Source organism: Microcoleus sp. PH2017_34_RAT_O_A, from assembly GCF_020737885.1.
GTDB lineage: Bacteria > Cyanobacteriota > Cyanobacteriia > Cyanobacteriales > Microcoleaceae > Microcoleus.
In genome coordinates, this window is record NZ_JAEQDD010000010.1 from 13,849 (window position 1) to 30,552 (window position 16,704).

Genomic DNA, 16,704 nt, shown 5'->3' on the forward strand with positions numbered 1-16,704 from the left:
AGACTTGGCAACGATGGATGACAACCCAGGTGGGGGAATCTCTCCTACAGTTGCAGTCATTCTGGGAAGGATTAATTGCAAAATCCGTTTTGTTGGAGCAAGCGGGTTTTGCGATTAGTGTCTCGGACTCAACTTCATTTAACGGCAAGTAACGGTACGATCGAACTAAGTCAATTGTACGAATAATTTTTGAGGCAAAATATGACAACACTAGCACTAACCAGAGATAACGTCGAAACAGTTCTCGATGAAATGCGCCCCTACCTGATATCAGATGGTGGCAACGTCGAACTGGTAGAAATCGACGGCCCAGTAGTACACCTGAGACTGCAAGGAGCTTGCGGCTCTTGTCCGAGTTCCACAATGACTCTGAGAATGGGCATTGAACGCCGCCTGCGCGAAGCAATCCCTGAAATTTCTGAAGTCGAACAGGTAATGTAATTAGTCAGTTGACAGTTGACAGTTGACAGTTGACAGTTGACTGTTAACGGTTGACTGTTACCTTTTTTCAATTCCTTATATAGCGACAGGTGATTTTAATCCAGAATTTACCAGCCTGAGTGTTAATTCATGACTGTACGGAAATGAAGATAATTCTAGTTGACTGGCTATTAAAGCTTTTACCGCTATTACCAGAAAGAATTGGTTGAAAGCCTGTCCATTTTAAGGAGAAATTAAAACAAGACGATTCATTACTCCAATCATCTTCCTTCTAGATAGAGGCTGCTGTCAACTGTCAACTGAATCCAATCCTCTTCCTTCGAGTTAAAGGTCGCCCTCAAGCGGTCAAATATCAATTGAATAAAAGCCCTAGATACAAAAAGTAGTTTTATGTGCTACTCGATGGTAGTAATGTGTGCAGCATCAACCTGCAATTGAGAAGTTGGAAGCGCTACTTAATAGGGACAATCTGCGCTGTTCATCACCCTAAAGATAGAAGTTAAGCATTCCTGACAAAATTACAAAATACCAATTACAAAATACCAATTACAAAATACCAATTACAAATTATAATTACCCATTACCCATTACCCATTACCAAAATCAATGTCTCATCCACTTTACGTAGCCTTCATTTGGCACCAACACCAACCCCTCTACAAATCAAGATCGTTCACTAGCGCCGGAGCATCCGAGTATCGACTGCCTTGGGTGCGCTTGCACGGAGTCAAAGATTACTTGGATTTAGTCCTAATTCTGGCAAAATATCCCAAGCTGCATCAAACTGTAAACCTGGTTCCGTCCTTAATTTTGCAGATAGAAGACTGCATCGCCGACAAAGCATTAGACCCTTACTTGGCGGTAACTCTCAAGCCAGCAGAAACTTTAAACATCGCTGAACAAGAGTTCATTTTAGAACACTTCTTTGATGCCAACTACCATACCCTGATTCAGCCGCATCCCCGGTACGCTCAACTCTACACTCAGCGGCAGGAAAAAGGGATTCAATGGTGCTTGGCAAACTGGAAAGTGCAGGATTTTGGTGACTTGCTGGCGTGGCACAATTTAGCTTGGATCGATCCGCTGTTTTGGGATGACCCCGAGATTGCAGGGTGGCTGAAACAAGGACAAAATTTCAATCTGGCCGATCGCAAAAAGATCTATTCAAAACAAAAAGAAATTCTCGCCAGAATCATTCCCCAGCACCGTAAAATGCAAGCTGAGGGACAGTTGGAAGTGTCCACAACCCCCTACACTCACCCGATTTTGCCGCTGCTTGCTGACACAAATGGCGGCCGCATAGCGATTCCTAACATGACTCTGCCAGAACATAGGTTCCAGTGGGCTGAAGATATTCCCAGACATTTGAGAAAATCTTGGGATATGTATCAAGACAGATTTGATTGTAAACCGCGGGGTTTGTGGCCGTCGGAACAGGCAGTTAGCCCGGAAATTTTGCCCTACATTGCTAAACAAGGGTTTAAATGGATTGTCTCGGATGAGGCGGTATTGGGGTGGACAATTAAACACTTTTTTCACCGCGATGGGGCGGGGAATGTTTGCGAACCAGAATTGTTATATCGCCCTTATCGTTTAGAAACTCCTGATGGCGATTTGGCGATCGTATTTAGAGACCACAGATTGTCGGATTTGATTGGTTTTACCTACGGTTCGATGGAACCGAAGAAGGCAGCGTCGGATTTGGTGGGACACTTGGAGGCGATCGGCAGAACTCTCAAACACCGACAACCCGACGGCCACACATCTTTAGAAAATCCGTGGTTGGTGACGATCGCCCTAGACGGCGAAAATTGCTGGGAATTCTATCCTCAAGATGGCAAACCGTTCTTAGAATCACTCTATCAAACTCTCAGCGACAATCCCGATATCCAATTAGTCACAGTGTCGGAATTTCTCGACAAATTCCCCGCCACCGAAACAATACCCGCCGCCCAACTGCATACCGGTTCCTGGGTAGACGGTTCCCTGACAACTTGGATCGGCGATCCTGCGAAAAACCGCGCTTGGGATTTGTTAGGGCCAGCCAGACAAATGCTGGCAAACCATCCAGAGGCTACGGAAGAAAGCAATCCCGAAGCTTGGGAAGCGCTTTATGCGGCGGAAGGTTCCGACTGGTTTTGGTGGTTTGGCGAAGGCCACACGTCGAATCAAGATGCTATGTTCGATCGGCTATTCCGCGAACACGTAGCAGCAATCTACGAAGCTCTCGGCGAGCCTGTACCCCCGGAAGTGCTGCGACAAGTAGAGGCACACGAGGTTCAAGGCGACCACCAACCGCTGAGCTTTATTCACCCGATTATCGACGGTATCGGCAACGAACAGGATTGGGACAAAGCCGGCCGGATTGAAGTTGGGGGAGCAAGGGGTACGATGCACCGGAGTGCGGCAATTCAGCGGCTTTGGTACGGCGTAGATCACTTGAATTTTTACCTTCGCGCCGACTTCAATGCTGGGGTGCGGCCGGGCATTGATTGCCCGCCGGAGTTAAACTTGTTCTGGTTTTATCCCGATCGCACGATGCACAACAGCTTGATTCCGCTGTCAGGTTTGCCCGATGAAGCACCCATCAACTATCGCTTCCACCATCAGTTAGAGATTAATTTGCTGACGAAATCGATTGGGTTTCACGAAGCAGGAGAGGGCGATGAGTGGCAGCCCCGCCTCAGCCGGGCCCAAGTGGGATTGGATAAATGTTTGGAGATAGCAGTGCCCTGGGCGGATTTGCACATTATGCCAGACTGGCAAATGAGGCTGATTGCGGTTTTATCGTCCGGGGAGCGCTACTCTAGCTGTCTGCCCGAAGATGCTTTGATTGGAATTGGAATGCCTTAAAGAGTCATGAGTCATGAGTCCTGGCGTCATTAGTCATCAGTCATTAGTCCGATCGCGTCCGGTCGATCGAGCGCTATAAAATAGGTTTGTAGTCAGGAATTCAGTCCTCTGTTTTTTGAGGACTGAAGTCTTAACTACAAACCTGCTATAAAATAGGTTTGTAGTCAGGACTTCAGTCCTCTGTTTTTTGAGGACTAAAGTCCTCATTACAAACCTGCGCTAGAAAATTGGTTCGTAGTAAGGAATTCAGTCCTCTGTTTTTTGAGGACTGAAGTCCTCACTACAAACCTAATAATGGGTGAATTTACTGGACATCTAATCATTAGTCATTGGGAAATCATCAAACTAATGAGCCGCATTTTGCTCTCGCTCGATCGCTACCAACAACCCTTGCAGATCGCACACCTCAACACTGAGCATGAGGTGATGCTACTCGATTGGACTTCCGAACCAAACTCAGAATTTATTCTTCCAAAAATAGCTTTTGACTTGTGCATTCTCGACGAGGCAAACTTCGATCGTATCGGGCACATGGTTGAAACATTAAAAACTGCGGTGGAGCCTAGTTTTTTACCGTTTTTGCTATTGATAAATTCCCAAACGCCGACTCTTTCCGAGCAGCAGTTTTTGCTGAGTTCCAAACAACTCGAAGGCAGAATTGATGATTTGATAGTAAGTCCCATAGATGCCAGCCAACTGCACTTGCGCGTAGAAAATTTGTTAGCTCGCAGGCAGCTATCGTTAGAACTCCACAGACTTCAACAAGTAATTAAAGAACGCACTTTTACAGAAAGTTTGTTGATCGACTCGCTGCAAACGGCAAACGAAAATTTGCAACGGGAAATCGCCAAGCGGGGAGAGGTAGAAGCTGCACTCCAAGAAAACTCCTATCTCGAATCGCTGATGAATGCCATGCCAGATATTGTCTGCTTTAAAGATGGCGAGGGCAGGTGGCAGGAGGCAAATCAAGCAATATTGGAATTGTTTGAGCTATCAGCAGATAACTACCGGAGCCTCACAGATACTCAGTTAGGAAAACTCAGCAGTTTTTACGGGGAGGCTCTACAGGCTTGCGAGGTGAGCGATCGAGCAGCGTGGGAAAAAGGTACTCTTTGTAGGGGAGAAGAAGTGGTTCCCCGATCGAACGGTACTGTAAAAATCTACGATGTAATTAAAGTACCCGTATTTCATGCCGACGGCAGACGTAAAAGTATCGTGATACTGGGCCGCGACATTACTGAATACAAGCAAGCTAGAGATGAACTCGTGCGCTTGGCGTCGATTGTCGAGTCTTCCGACGACGGCATCGTGGGCAAAACCCTCGCCGGGACAATTCAGAGCTGGAATGCAGGAGCCGAGAAGATTTACGGCTACTGCGCGCAGGAAGTCAAGGGACAGTCGATCGAGATTTTAGCAATTCCCGAACGCCCCAAGGAAATCCCCCAAATTCTGGAAAATATTCGGGCTGGAACTACGATCGACCATTACGAAACCGTACACTTGCGTAAAGACGGCGAACAGATAGATGTGTCTCTGACGATTTCTCCGATTAAAGACGCCACAGGAGCAGTAACGGGCATTTCAACTATCGCTCGCGACATCACCGATAGCAAGCGAGTTCAAAAAGCTCTCGAACAACTCCGCCACCAAACAGAAATGATTTTGTTCTCCGCAGCAGAAGGAATTTGCGGGTTGGACAAACAGGGAAAAGTAACTTTTGTCAATCCGGCGGCGGTGAGAATGGCTGGTTGCGAATCGAAGCAATGGATCGATCGACCTTTGTCTGAAAGCTTACACCGTTCGCAGGCAGAATGCTCGAAGGCGATCCTCTTCGAGGGCTGCGCTAACGAGCAAATGTCACCTGCAACAGATATCAATTCCGGCTCTCAACTTGCCCCCGAGGGCGCCACACCAACCACGGGAAAACTCTCGAACCCAGTATGTTCTCAAATTTTAGACACCTTGAGAGACGGAGAGGTTCGGCGTGTCACGGATGAGGTTTTTTGTCGGCAAGACGGCAGCAGTTTTCCAGTTGAGTACGTTGTCGCTCCGATGCGAGAACAAGGCGAAATTATTGGCGCTGTGGTGACTTTTAAAGATATCACCGATCAGCTTGCGGTCGAGCACATGAAAGATGAATTCATATCTGTTATCAGCCACGAACTGCGGACGCCCATGACTTCGATTCACGGGGCACTCGGTCTCCTCAACAGCGGCCTGCTTGAGGCTCACCCCCAGAAAGCCAAGCGGATGCTGGAGATTGCGATAGCTAATACTGACCGGTTAGTGCGCTTGATCAACGACATCCTGGATTTAGAGCGCATGGATTCTAATTACAGCACTGCCATCAAACAAACTTGCAATGTCGCGGATCTGATGTTGCAGGCGGCTGACGAGATGCAGGGAATGGCCCAGCAGGCAGGAGTTACTCTGTCTGTGAGACCTGTGAGGGCGCAATTGCTCGCTGTTCCCGATCGGCTAATTCAGGCATTGACAAATTTGCTCAGCAATGCTATAAAATTTTCGCCCGCAGGTGCTACGATTTGGCTGAGCGGTGAGTCGATCGAGCATCCGGATTTGGCAGAAAAAGCTGAGTTGAAGTCAGTGTCGTCTCCTTGTTTGTTGTCTCCCGAGACTGCCACCAATCCGCACTTACCCGTGAGTTCGGAAATCCTGATTGCGGTTAAAGACCAAGGACGCGGCATTCCGGCGGACAAGCTAGAGATGGTCTTTGAGCGCTTTCAACAGGTTGATGCTTCTGATTGTCGCCAAAAAGGAGGTACTGGTTTGGGGCTGGCTATTTGTCGCAGTATCGTGCAGCAGCACGGGGGCCGGATTTGGGTGGAGAGCATTTTGGGGGAGGGCAGCACTTTTTTCTTACGTCTGCCAGTTATGGGGGAGGGAGATGATATTCCCCATTAGGTAAATTGCATTAGCCATGACTAATGAAAAAATATTAATGCAAAAATTTTCATACCATCCTGGATGCAGAAACCAGGCTTTTTTACCAAAAGACTGGGTTGCAGGCAGCAGAAACGCTAAAAAACCAGCTTTCGAGGCGTCTGAAGTGCGTCCGGGCCAGTCATTTTTGGCAAAGACGGATTATACAGGCAGGGACGGGCAAAATCGCGATTGTCGATCGAACAGCGGATTTTTGGGGACTCCGTTGTATAGCAACGGCCAAGGCGGTTAGGACGTTCTTAATTGCTGAAACCCTTGCGCTAGATAGCTTCTATCGCGAGGAAGAAGGAAAGATTTCCTTCTTCCTTCCATCCGTTACATCCCGTACATTGCTCGTTGCCGAACTTCATTCTTCTGTACAGTTTTGCAGCTTTACAGTAAAGTTCGATCGGTAAAAAAAGTTTGCTTTACAAAACATTCACATTTCGCCTCTAGTCTGTAATCAGTTCTGATTCTTAAAAAAGATGTTAATTTTGACTGCCAAACGCATCTTGGTTATTGACGATGCCGAAGATATTCGGGAAGTGGCTCAAGTCAGTCTTGAGGTGGTGGGGGGCTGGGAAGTCCTGACCGCAAGTTCTGGTCGCGAGGGTGTGGCTAAGGCTCTTGCCGAACAGCCTGATGCTATTCTCTTGGATGTGATGATGCCCGACCAAGACGGGCCTACTACTTTTAAACAGTTACAAGCTAATGATGCTACGCACCACATTCCGGTAATTTTATTGACGGCTAAGGCTCTCGCTAGCGACAGGCGGATGTTCGCAGATTTGGGGGTAGTGAGTGTGATTGCTAAGCCTTTTGAACCGATGGCTTTGGCTGCTCAGGTGGCTGAAGCTCTGGGCTGGCAGGAAGCATAGGTCGATTGTGCGCCTTAAAATCTGTGAAATCTCTAACCAAAAAAACAAATTATTTCTGCTCGGTTTTTATGCTGAATATAATCGGGCAGAATTATATTTTTTTTTGTAACAACTTACTTATCTTCATAAGTTCTTCAGGTTTAAGTTTTAATTTAAGCACATCGTCAGGAATCGATCCTGACTGTTTGCCAAAACCTTGGGAGAAGACGACTATGCCCTCAGCTTACATTTTGCTACTGATAGTTTCTCTGGCAGCCGTCTGGATTTACTGGCAAACCTCTCAAGATATTTTTGTTCTTGTGGCTTTGGCCGGACTGGGTTGTTTTATTTGGGGTTTCTCTTGGGCTCCTTGGGGCGTTCAGGTTCTAATTGTGGTGTTGCTGTTGGGCATCCAAAAGTGCTACTTGTCAGACGCTCAAAGTTTGGAGTGAAAAGAGCTTTTTTATTGTTGTGCCTGGAGTAGAGATACAGCGGCATTCCTCAATCTCTGTAATCAATTGGTTTATCGATCCATATCTTAAAGAAGGTTTAAAATATCATGAATAGTTGCCCTTGTTGCTCCTCTCAATTGTTACGCCACGCTCGCCACAATCGCGTTTATTGGTTCTGCTCGCGCTGCTGGCAGGAAATGCCGGATCTGTCGGAGATGATTTTAGGTAAAAGCCTGCGGACTCACAAACAAGAAGGCTTGGTGAAGCTTACTGGTTTGACTCCTAAAGCGAGAATTTTGGATTCAGTAGGAATTGCTTAGGAAAGATCGAGTTTGACTGACGATAAATATTGAGACGAAAAAGTTTTTTGATTGTGCCATCGGTTTGAATTTTTAATAAAAAATGCAAAAGTCCCTTCACTGTGAGTGAAGGGACTTATTTGCGTGCGGGCGATCGCACTTGTAAGGGGGTCGATCGCCCCCACAAATTACAGCTCTTGTATGGAGTTAAGCTGATTACATCAAACCGATTTGAGAGAGAATGCCTTGACCGGTGAGGAATTCGGTAGCTAAGCCGATCGCAAAGCCTAGCATTGCCAAACGACCGTTCCAGGTTTCAGCGAACTCGGTGAAGCCTACTTTTGCGTCTTTGTTTTCCATGACCATAAACCTCGTTGTATTTCAACCTTATGTAACTAAACTTAACATAGCGAAAGAAACATTGCAACATATTTTTACATTTATTTTTCAAATGCTGCTTGTCAGCAGGATGAATCGACGTGTAGAGGGGCTTGTGGGCGATCGCACGGGGGTGAGAAACCGGGTTTCTCCCGATATGTTCTGTGAGTAGTCGCCAAATCTCGTAGAAACGGGGTTTCACTCTTGTCGCAAGCGCGTAACTTGCGATCGGTGTCAGGTTCACGAAAATATTGCTCAGAGGTCTAAGAATGTCAGAAAAATAATTTTTACTAAATACTTGACATCAAAAATTCAAAAAGCTAGATTAAAGGCAGAGCTAAAACTAAATATCGCATTCAAAATTAAGGAATGTTGATTGAGTCGTCTTAGCTGCACGGTTGATAGAACTGTAGCAAGTTTCTAGAATCCCGTTGAGCGGAAATTAAGTCTAATGTCGTTTTAACAAGTTAATACAAGCTTGACATAAATCGAAACATTATAGAGTTAGATTTCCCTTCAACGGGCTGCTACTAAGCTCGTTACAGTTCTATCAACCCTGTAGCTAAGACGCTAATCAAATCCCTACAAAATCAAAGTGTTTTATGGTAACAGATTGTCTTGTGCCGAGATGTTCATTTTTGAGCAAATCCACAGACAACACTCCATTAATGCTAGATGCGTGATATGTCGAGGCTGTCCAGCCCACCAAATTTTAGGAATTACTCAAATGGACACTCATCGAACCTCAAATGGATTAATCTACCAACAGCAAGCTTTAGTTTCCATTTATTGGGATTATCAAAACATCCCAACCTTAAAACTATCCCCAGATTTATTGCTCTTGGCTAATAAATTTGGATATGTAGTTAACCGCAAAGTTTACGATAATTGGCAACAACAAAATAAGGCAGCACAAGTAAATTTGCGCTCTCAAAATTTTGAATGTTTTCATGTATCCCAAAACATTAAAAATGCTGTAGACTTTCATTTGTCAGCAGACTGCTTTAGTGAGGCTTCAAGTAGCCTATACCCACACACATTTATTATTGTCTCTGGAGACGGCTACGGTGAGATTTTGATTCAGAAGCTGCATGAAAAGGGGAAGAAGGTAATAATTGTTGCCCGCAAAGGTAATGATAGTCACAATCTCAAAAAGCTTGCAGATAGATTTTACTTGATCGATGAATTGCCAAAGTCGATCGAGACTTACAAAGTCACAGCATAAACAACCTCGACATTTACCCCGCCGCAGATAGCAAAAATCTAGTTTATTTGATAAACTAAATTCTCCAAACCAACCGCCATCTGCGGCTCTTTCATGTCCGCCAACATAACAACAAGAAACTCCAAAATCAATAACAATTATCAAACTCCCATGCCATCAACTAATCAAACACAAGAACTCCAAATAACGATTCCCCAATTCAACAATGAAAAACTGCTGCGCCAAGCACTAACCCACCGTTCCTACGTCAACGAAAACCCCACATTCCGCGAAGCAGACAACGAACGCTTAGAATTTCTCGGCGATGCTTTGCTGACATTTCTCAGCGGCGAATATCTCTATCAGCGTCACCCAGAAATGGGAGAAGATCAAATGACTCGCCGACGTTCTGCATTGGTAGATGAAAAACAATTAGCCAGATTTGCTACTGAAATCAGTTTAGACTTAAAAATGCGGCTCGGCAAAGGAGCTTATCGAGAAGGTGGAATTACTAATCCAAATTTGCTCAGCAGCACCTTTGAAGCATTCATTGGCGCTTACTATCTCGACACGGAAGATATGGACAAAGTTCGCGAGTTTGTGTGGCAAATGTTTGATTCTGTTCCCGACAATGTGGTGGAAACGCGATCGACTGTAGACTCGAAAAACCGCTTTCAAGAATGGGTACAAGCCAACGGTGACACGACTCCGCCCAAATACGTGACAGTCCAAGCAGGAGGAACGCCCCATCAGCCCGAATTTCTCGCTAAAGTTTATGTTGGAGACAAATCCTATGGAGAAGGTAAAGGCAAAAGCAAGAAAGATGCTGAGAAAAATGCGGCTGAAGATGCGTTAGCAAAGCTTAAAAAACGCGGACTGATCTAAACGTGAAAACACCGATAAAAACTACTATAGCCTTTCTCAGAAAGATGAGGTACTCATGGGCATGGGGCATCGGCCAAACAGGGCATCGGGGATACCTAACCACGATTAAGAACCGCTATAGTTTGTTTTCCAGATGACACAATAGACGCGCGCCTCAGTGGCTCTGGGGATACATCAACTCGCCCAATCAAAGAGATATAAAAACCCGAAATGCTGCCTAAAGCCACTCTTTCTTTCTCAAAGTAGAAGCTCTTTTGGCTATCCTAATTAAATCTGTAGGCGACGTATTTTTATCGACAGTGATGCGAGAGATGCGGTAGTTATTTTCCAGTCGGTTTACTCTAAATAAATGGTCATTGTACAAAAAGCCACTTAAATGATATTTAGGCAAAATATCTTCCACTTCCGAGTCTGATGCGCCGTAGGGATAGGCGATGTGAGCGCCGATAACTTTATTTTTGTCTAAATCCCCCAGACATTTTCTCAACTCTAACTTAGATTTTGCAATTTCAAATTCTAATTCTTTTCCGCTCACCTTAGTTAAGTCTTTGTGAGTAAAACCGTGTGACTGAATGTCATAAAAACCTTTTTGATATCCATCTCTTAAATCGTTGCAAGTAGTGTGTGCTAAAAAATCTTTGCCCATATCAATACCTAAAAAGTGAGGGTTGACAAATAACACAAATTTACCCTTTTCTTTGTTGGTTACAGACAACTTTTCTAATATTGGAAGTGCATTTTCATGAACGCCTTTGTAGCCGTCGTCAAAGGTTATCATGATTGGTTTTTGACCGAGATTTTTAGCGGGTATTGGCTGCGACTTGTCAATAAAGTATACGTACAAGTCTTGAGATGATAAAAACCAATAGTTTTCTTTAATTAGATATTCTAAAAATACTGACAAGTCTTGTTTGGTGTAGTTAGTGGGAAAAGCGAGCCTCCGAGGTGGTAAGTCGGCGGGATTGCGAGTGTCTACAATGTTGTGAAAACCGATTATAGGGATTCTGGTGAAGTTAGATTCTACTGTCCAGCCAGAAATACCTATACTGATGGCAAATATCACCAATAAGTAAATCAGTTTGACTTTGTGTAGCAGTCTAAAAAGAAAATTTTCCAGGAATTTTATGTTTTCTAACAATTGCTCGAAGCTCATACTTTCTTTACCAAGTTGTGTGCTTTTTACCTCTACCATTAATAGAGGCAAATTCAGCTAACTTGACATTTTTTTTGGTATTTCTTTGGAATCTAGGTAGAGTGTGGATGCCGTAAGCCGATCGCCCAAAATGCTTCCGAGAACCCAAAATGCGTTATAATCGGGGCTGGCGCGAGTGTTACGGCTGTCGATCGAGGGTTGCAATGGCAGAAATCCGTTGACCTCACCTGGATAGGGATGCAAGCCCTTGACAGGAGTCGTAAAGATTCCCCAAATTTAGACTTTGGTTGGATCTCCCAGATTCATCTATGGAGTCAATCTAAAATCTAAAATCTAAAATCTAAAATCGACTGACGAATACCCGAGTGTCGATCGTACTTTTTGGAAATATCAGAGCAATTGATGTCTACTCACAACCCGACTACCCTAACTGTAGAAGCAGCACAGCAAATCCTCAAGGATTTTACTTGTCTGGATATGCAATCTGTAGCATCGCCACTGGAAAAACAGGCGCTGCGTGAAGCGATTTTGCTGGTAGCAAGTTTGTCGGATTACCAAATGCTTGGAGTTTGCGCGACTTCGACGGATGAGGGTTTTGCAGCTTTAGCAACTTATTTGAAGGCTTTGGGATATGATGCTGTTTTAGATCCAAGTGCTTTTGCTGCATTTAGTGGTTCGGTTTATATTAAGTTCAATACTTTGAAGGGTTCGTATTATGTTGATGGCTATCCTGGAACTTATCGGGGCGTGTTAGTATCGTGCCAATCTTCTGAAGAAGGTGGAGTTAGCGGGACTTACGGTCATTTACCTTTGGATGTATTTGTTGATTAATTGGGAATTGGGCATTGGGCATTGGGCATTGGGCATTGGTAATTGGTAATTGGTAATTGGTGATGATGCGGACGTGAATCAACTTCACTATTACAGTTACTGTAGGGTGCGTCAGCAAATATCCTACTCATTAAAGCGACAATAACGCCTGACGCACCCTACAAAGAAAGAGATTAACCTTTACCAATGATTAATTCGGTTTCCGGTTCCGGTGCGATTTCGTCTGGTGAGATGCCGAGAATTTCGCTGTACAAGTTGACATATTTTCTGGCAGAAATGTCCCAGCCAAAATCTTCTTTCATGCCGCGCTTTTGCAGTTCTTTCCACTTATCTTTGTAGCGGAAACCTTCCCATGTTCGGATCATGCAGGTGAATAAGTCGAGGGGTTCGTAGCGATCGAAACAGTAACCTGTGCCGGTATCATTAATCGGGTCGTTGTGAGATACAGTATCGACTAAACCGCCGGTGCGGCGCACCATTGGGACGCAACCGTAGCGGAGGGCGAGCATTTGGCTGATGCCGCAGGGCTCGAAACGGCTGGGCATCAGGAAGGTGTCGCAGCCTGCGTAAATGCGGCGGGAGAGGGCGTCGTTGTAGAGTAATTGGGTGGACATTCGGCCGGGATAGCGGGCGGTCATTTGCCAGAGTTGGGTTTCGTAGTAGCGATCGCCAGTTCCGAGTACAATAAACTGAGCGTCGGTATAGGCCATGAAGCGATCGAGCATTTGAATGATCAAATCCAGCCCCTTCTGTTCTACTAGCCGCGTCACCATGCCGATTAACAGGGCATTTTTATTCACTTCCAAACCGACTTCTTCTTGCAGCGCAATTTTGTTAACTGGGCGCTTGTCAATAGTATCAACACTGAATTGTTGGTGGAGGTACTTGTCAGTTTCTGGGTTGTAAGATTCTGTATCAATTCCGTTCAAAATACCTGATACTTTGCCGCCGAGGAAAGATAGCAAACCTTCCAAAGTTTCCCCATAGGCTGGGGTTTTGATTTGTTCGGCGTAGGTGGGCGAAACTGTATTTACGCGATCGGCAAACTGTACAGCCGCAGCCATTGTATTGTGACCTTGCATATACCAAGGGCACCAAGTCATCTGATCCAAACGCCAGCGCCACGGCCCTTGATAAGCTAAATTGTGAATAGTAAAAACTGTGCTGATATCGGGGTCTTGCTTCATCCAAACAGGTATCATCCCCGTATGCCAGTCGTGACAGTGCATAATTTGTGGTTTCCAGTGATTCCAGGCAAATTCAGCGGCAGCATTGGCAAAGAAAGTGAACCGCCAATCTTCATCGACGCCGCCGTAAACCCGGCGTGGTAAGAAAGATGGATGTTGCAATAAGTATAAAGGTACATCGGTTCCCGGCAAAAGAGTTTCAAAGACGGAGAAGCTTTGGAACATGGCCGCCCCATTCCAAACAGGTTTTTTGGGAACGTCCATTTTGTCGGGGACGAAGCCGTAGTAGGGCATGAAGATGCGGACATCGTGACCCATGCGGCGCAGAAATTTAGGCAAAGCGCCGACGACATCGCCCATACCGCCCACTTTGGCTAGGGGTGCCGCTTCGGCGGATACAAATAAAATTCGCATTATTTTTTTGTGTTCCTTGGGATAGTTAGGCTAGATCAAGTTTAAATGGGTAGCGGCACAATGTTAACGTGCCGTGCAAAAAACAAGTATAAATCTGAGTTGCTGTGTGGCGAGACGTTATAAATCGGTGTCTCTACAAGAGTAAGTCCTAACCCAGAAACCCGGTTTCTTTAAGCTACCCGCGCGGGACACGGCTTAGCCTCAGTGCATAAAGATGCTCGCGTAGAATCTATAGGTGGCAAGATGTTTCATAATAGGTATTAGTTAAAGCTGCCAGTACAGGCTGTGGAGTAAATCTCAAATCTCAAATTTCAAATCTTTTTTAGAGTTAATTTTAAATCTCAAGTCTCAAATTATTTTAGACAATCGAGAACTTTATTCACTTGCTTAGGACTTTTCATTGCCTCGAATATTTTAATAGCTTTTTGCCAATGTTTTGCCGCTATTTCTAACTGTCCCAAGTCGCGATATGTCAAGCCAATGTAATAATTGCTAATCCCTAATTCGTACTTAGCACCAATTTTGGTATAAAATTCAATAGCTTGGTTTTGATATTTCAAAGACGCTGAAAAATCATTACTTTCTCGAAAAACGTCACCTAAAATATACCAGGCACGGGCGATGTCTGATGTAAAGTTGCAATTTTGTGCGATCGCCACAACTTGCTCTAAAGTTTGCTTAGCTTGTTCGTACTCGCCAATATGTTTTTGAGCTAAACCAGCCATATTCAAATCCCAGCAAGCTTGCCAAGGCGGAACACTTTCTAAAGGTTGTTGCAAGTGTCTTGTAGCTTCTTTCAATGCTGCTTTCGCCTCACTCGCTTGTCCTAAATAAGAGTGCAACAGAGCAACTTCGCAATAGCAACTATTTAGCCGAGATTGAATTGCAGGAGATACAGGAGATAAAGCTAGATTAAGTTTGGCCTGATAAATCGCTAATCCTAACTCGTATTCACCAGCAGCAATATAGCACAAACCCATATCACTAAAAGAGTTAAATTCTGTCCATTTATCGCCTTCACGCTTAGCAGCAAATTGAGCTTGGCGGTGATATTCTAAAGCTACTTCAAAACCATCCGCTAGTAGATAGGCGTGACAGTCACCGATGCAGCGATACAGACTTGCCTCCCGGTTAGGCGAAACTCGATTTACCAGTTTTTCTGCTAATTCTAGTGTTTGGCTGATGTATCCCCAAGATAAAAAATATAGAAATAATTCTTCTGGTAAAATAGGTATAGCAGGACGGCACAATACATCCCAAGCTGAATCATAATCTTCAATTTCTCGGAAATGATAATAAGCTTCTAAAACTTGCAAACCTAATTGAGGGGATTGAATGTGTTCTACACTAGAAAACCAATGTTGTGCGATCGCCCTTTGAGTTTGCTCCCATTCGCTGCTCTTTTGCAACTGATTCAAACCCGCCGCCCGAATTGCTGGGTGCATTCGGTATTTACCCCGATGTAATTGTAGCAAGGAATAGTCACACAACCGCCGCGTTACTTTCAATTGTTCTGCTGGTGTCACATCCCACAGCAAAGCTTTGATGCAAGTATCTGGCAACCATTCAATTTCTTGATACCGACAAGCTCCCAAACGACATAGCAAACGGTAAGCTTGATGAGAGTGAGCATTGAGGCGATTTAATTGATTGTTGATAAGAAACGAAAATGGATCTAGCTGCTGTAATTCTTGGCGGTTTTGTTGCCAAGCTTCGGCAATATCTCCATCATAATTATTTTGAATATCATTATACAGCACTTCCATTGCCAGAGCATTGCCTTTATAGAGTGCGTGCATTTCTTGCAGAGATTGTAAATCTTCTGAAGTTTTGGGATATTCAAAATATTGTTGCCATGCTTCTGGACTCAAGCCTGTTAAAGTGTGAGTTTGAACACCTCTGATGTCAGGTTCTTTTAATTTTTCTCTACTGGTGATCAGCGTGACTCCTTTGATTCTTGGATCGCTGAGTACCCGCAGCAATTCTACATAATTGCGGTATTCAGGTAAAAACATACCGTTGCGTAAAGCAGGCTCTAAGTTATCTATGAAAATTGCAACTTTGATTAGACGCAATTTTTTTTCTAGTAAGTTTAAACTAAGGCTAAAATCTCTGGGTGCATCTTCTTGAAAATCTTGTTGCAGCCAAGTCTGCACAAATGAATCGGCACTCCGCAAGTTTTCGGGAGTTAGGGCAATTTTCATATCTAAGATTTTTTCAAATTGGCAACTGGCCAAGTATTGCTGTGCTAAGGTAGTTTTGCCGATGCCGCCTTCTCCTACTACTATCAAAATTTTGAAATTTTCTGATGTCCATTTTTGGAGTTTAGTAATATCTGAAGTTCGTTCTACCCAGCGAGAATTTAATGGTTGTGGTTCTAGTTTCGTTGGGATTAATTCGGGCATGAATTGAAAAAACAATGACTGCAAATCTGACCAGCTAGAGCGCTTGTCGTCTCCTAAGCCAAATGCTTGATATGCTGTTGTCAAATGTTGGCGTACAGTTGCTTCTGATTTAATAGGGATAATTTTGATGATTTGTTTATTTGGTGTTCCAGCTAGTTTTTGCTTCAAAACTTGCTTGCATTTGTTGCCTAAATTATTGTAAATGGTGATAAATTCTGCTTGATTCATGGGTGGTTTGCCTATGGGTACAAGTGCGATATGGTGGTGTATTTAGGGGTGGCTAACCCCTGGGATGTTTGAAAAAGTGTGATGTCTTAAGTGCGATCGCGTTGGGCTGCGAAATGTCAGAGGTTGGTGACTGCTGCCTGTGACTGCACAATTGTGAGTTTTGAATGTTTATTGATT

General features: G+C 44.4%; 14 protein-coding genes. 10 read left to right on the top strand and 4 right to left on the bottom strand.

The window, feature by feature from the left end; all coding sequences use genetic code 11:
• Positions 1-201: 201 nt before the first annotated feature.
• The 7 genes from JGK11_RS05515 to JGK11_RS05545 all read left to right on the top strand — a co-directional run bounded on the left by JGK11_RS05515 (position 202) and on the right by JGK11_RS05545 (position 7,863).
• Positions 202-441 (top strand): NifU family protein, encoded by a 240-nt coding sequence (locus tag JGK11_RS05515; protein ID WP_193975189.1) that lies wholly within the window; start codon positions 202-204, stop codon positions 439-441.
• A 606-nt stretch (positions 442-1,047) separates the two neighbouring features.
• On the top strand, positions 1,048-3,294 hold the full coding sequence (locus JGK11_RS05520; protein WP_293210892.1) for a glycoside hydrolase: 2,247 nt from the start codon (positions 1,048-1,050) through the stop codon (positions 3,292-3,294).
• 294 nt (positions 3,295-3,588) lie between these two features.
• Positions 3,589-6,216 carry a PAS domain S-box protein gene (locus JGK11_RS05525; protein ID WP_293197172.1) on the top strand — a complete coding sequence of 876 codons (2,628 nt, stop codon included), beginning with the start codon at positions 3,589-3,591 and terminating at the stop codon, positions 6,214-6,216.
• Between the two features lie 37 nt (positions 6,217-6,253).
• Positions 6,254-6,487: a hypothetical protein gene (locus JGK11_RS05530; RefSeq protein ID WP_293177024.1), complete on the top strand. Its 234-nt coding sequence runs from the start codon at positions 6,254-6,256 to the stop codon at positions 6,485-6,487.
• 232 nt (positions 6,488-6,719) lie between these two features.
• Complete coding sequence (locus JGK11_RS05535; protein ID WP_293210894.1) at positions 6,720-7,112, top strand: response regulator; 393 nt, start codon at positions 6,720-6,722, stop codon at positions 7,110-7,112.
• A 212-nt stretch (positions 7,113-7,324) separates the two neighbouring features.
• Positions 7,325-7,543: a hypothetical protein gene (locus tag JGK11_RS05540; protein WP_293177020.1), complete on the top strand. Its 219-nt coding sequence runs from the start codon at positions 7,325-7,327 to the stop codon at positions 7,541-7,543.
• Positions 7,544-7,650: 107 nt separating this feature from the next.
• Positions 7,651-7,863: a hypothetical protein gene (locus tag JGK11_RS05545; protein ID WP_293210896.1), complete on the top strand. Its 213-nt coding sequence runs from the start codon at positions 7,651-7,653 to the stop codon at positions 7,861-7,863.
• Positions 7,864-8,058: 195 nt separating this feature from the next.
• Here the strand turns inward: JGK11_RS05545 and JGK11_RS05550 are convergent, their stop codons facing one another.
• Complete coding sequence (locus JGK11_RS05550; RefSeq protein WP_325314842.1) at positions 8,059-8,202, bottom strand: chlorophyll a/b-binding protein; 144 nt, start codon at positions 8,200-8,202, stop codon at positions 8,059-8,061.
• 745 nt (positions 8,203-8,947) lie between these two features.
• Here JGK11_RS05550 and JGK11_RS05555 point away from each other — a divergent pair.
• A complete protein-coding gene (locus tag JGK11_RS05555; protein ID WP_293197174.1) occupies positions 8,948-9,445 on the top strand; it encodes an NYN domain-containing protein in 498 nt (165 codons plus the stop codon).
• 150 nt (positions 9,446-9,595) lie between these two features.
• Positions 9,596-10,309, top strand: a complete 714-nt coding sequence (rnc, locus tag JGK11_RS05560) for a ribonuclease III (protein WP_293210899.1) — start codon at positions 9,596-9,598, stop codon at positions 10,307-10,309.
• Positions 10,310-10,526: 217 nt separating this feature from the next.
• Here the strand turns inward: rnc and JGK11_RS05565 are convergent, their stop codons facing one another.
• Complete coding sequence (locus tag JGK11_RS05565; RefSeq protein WP_293146205.1) at positions 10,527-11,462, bottom strand: polysaccharide deacetylase family protein; 936 nt, start codon at positions 11,460-11,462, stop codon at positions 10,527-10,529.
• 402 nt (positions 11,463-11,864) lie between these two features.
• Between JGK11_RS05565 and JGK11_RS05570 the strand changes: the two genes are divergently transcribed.
• Positions 11,865-12,293 carry a DUF1824 family protein gene (locus JGK11_RS05570; RefSeq protein ID WP_293210901.1) on the top strand — a complete coding sequence of 143 codons (429 nt, stop codon included), beginning with the start codon at positions 11,865-11,867 and terminating at the stop codon, positions 12,291-12,293.
• Between the two features lie 173 nt (positions 12,294-12,466).
• On the opposite strand, the gene glgA is transcribed toward JGK11_RS05570, so the two are convergent.
• The gene (gene glgA / locus JGK11_RS05575; protein WP_293177010.1) at positions 12,467-13,894 is read right to left on the bottom strand and encodes a glycogen synthase GlgA; all 1,428 of its coding nucleotides are present in this window, start codon (positions 13,892-13,894) and stop codon (positions 12,467-12,469) included.
• A gap of 353 nt (positions 13,895-14,247) precedes the next feature.
• Entirely contained in the window at positions 14,248-16,527 is a 2,280-nt protein-coding gene (locus tag JGK11_RS05580; protein ID WP_293210903.1) for a tetratricopeptide repeat protein, read from the bottom strand.
• Between the last annotated feature and the right edge of the window lie 177 nt (positions 16,528-16,704).

What these genes read in the sequence shown, in the direction of transcription:
- JGK11_RS05515 (WP_193975189.1), top strand. Translation starts at nt 202, where the DNA reads ATGACAACACTAGCACTAACCAGAGATAACGTCGAAACAGTTCTCGAT.
- JGK11_RS05520 (WP_293210892.1), top strand. Translation starts at nt 1,048, where the DNA reads ATGTCTCATCCACTTTACGTAGCCTTCATTTGGCACCAACACCAACCC.
- JGK11_RS05525 (WP_293197172.1), top strand. Translation starts at nt 3,589, where the DNA reads ATGGGTGAATTTACTGGACATCTAATCATTAGTCATTGGGAAATCATC.
- JGK11_RS05530 (WP_293177024.1), top strand. Translation starts at nt 6,254, where the DNA reads ATGCAAAAATTTTCATACCATCCTGGATGCAGAAACCAGGCTTTTTTA.
- JGK11_RS05535 (WP_293210894.1), top strand. Translation starts at nt 6,720, where the DNA reads ATGTTAATTTTGACTGCCAAACGCATCTTGGTTATTGACGATGCCGAA.
- JGK11_RS05540 (WP_293177020.1), top strand. Translation starts at nt 7,325, where the DNA reads ATGCCCTCAGCTTACATTTTGCTACTGATAGTTTCTCTGGCAGCCGTC.
- JGK11_RS05545 (WP_293210896.1), top strand. Translation starts at nt 7,651, where the DNA reads ATGAATAGTTGCCCTTGTTGCTCCTCTCAATTGTTACGCCACGCTCGC.
- JGK11_RS05550 (WP_325314842.1), bottom strand. Translation starts at nt 8,202, where the DNA reads ATGGAAAACAAAGACGCAAAAGTAGGCTTCACCGAGTTCGCTGAAACC.
- JGK11_RS05555 (WP_293197174.1), top strand. Translation starts at nt 8,948, where the DNA reads ATGGACACTCATCGAACCTCAAATGGATTAATCTACCAACAGCAAGCT.
- rnc (WP_293210899.1), top strand. Translation starts at nt 9,596, where the DNA reads ATGCCATCAACTAATCAAACACAAGAACTCCAAATAACGATTCCCCAA.
- JGK11_RS05565 (WP_293146205.1), bottom strand. Translation starts at nt 11,462, where the DNA reads ATGAGCTTCGAGCAATTGTTAGAAAACATAAAATTCCTGGAAAATTTT.
- JGK11_RS05570 (WP_293210901.1), top strand. Translation starts at nt 11,865, where the DNA reads ATGTCTACTCACAACCCGACTACCCTAACTGTAGAAGCAGCACAGCAA.
- glgA (WP_293177010.1), bottom strand. Translation starts at nt 13,894, where the DNA reads ATGCGAATTTTATTTGTATCCGCCGAAGCGGCACCCCTAGCCAAAGTG.
- JGK11_RS05580 (WP_293210903.1), bottom strand. Translation starts at nt 16,527, where the DNA reads ATGAATCAAGCAGAATTTATCACCATTTACAATAATTTAGGCAACAAA.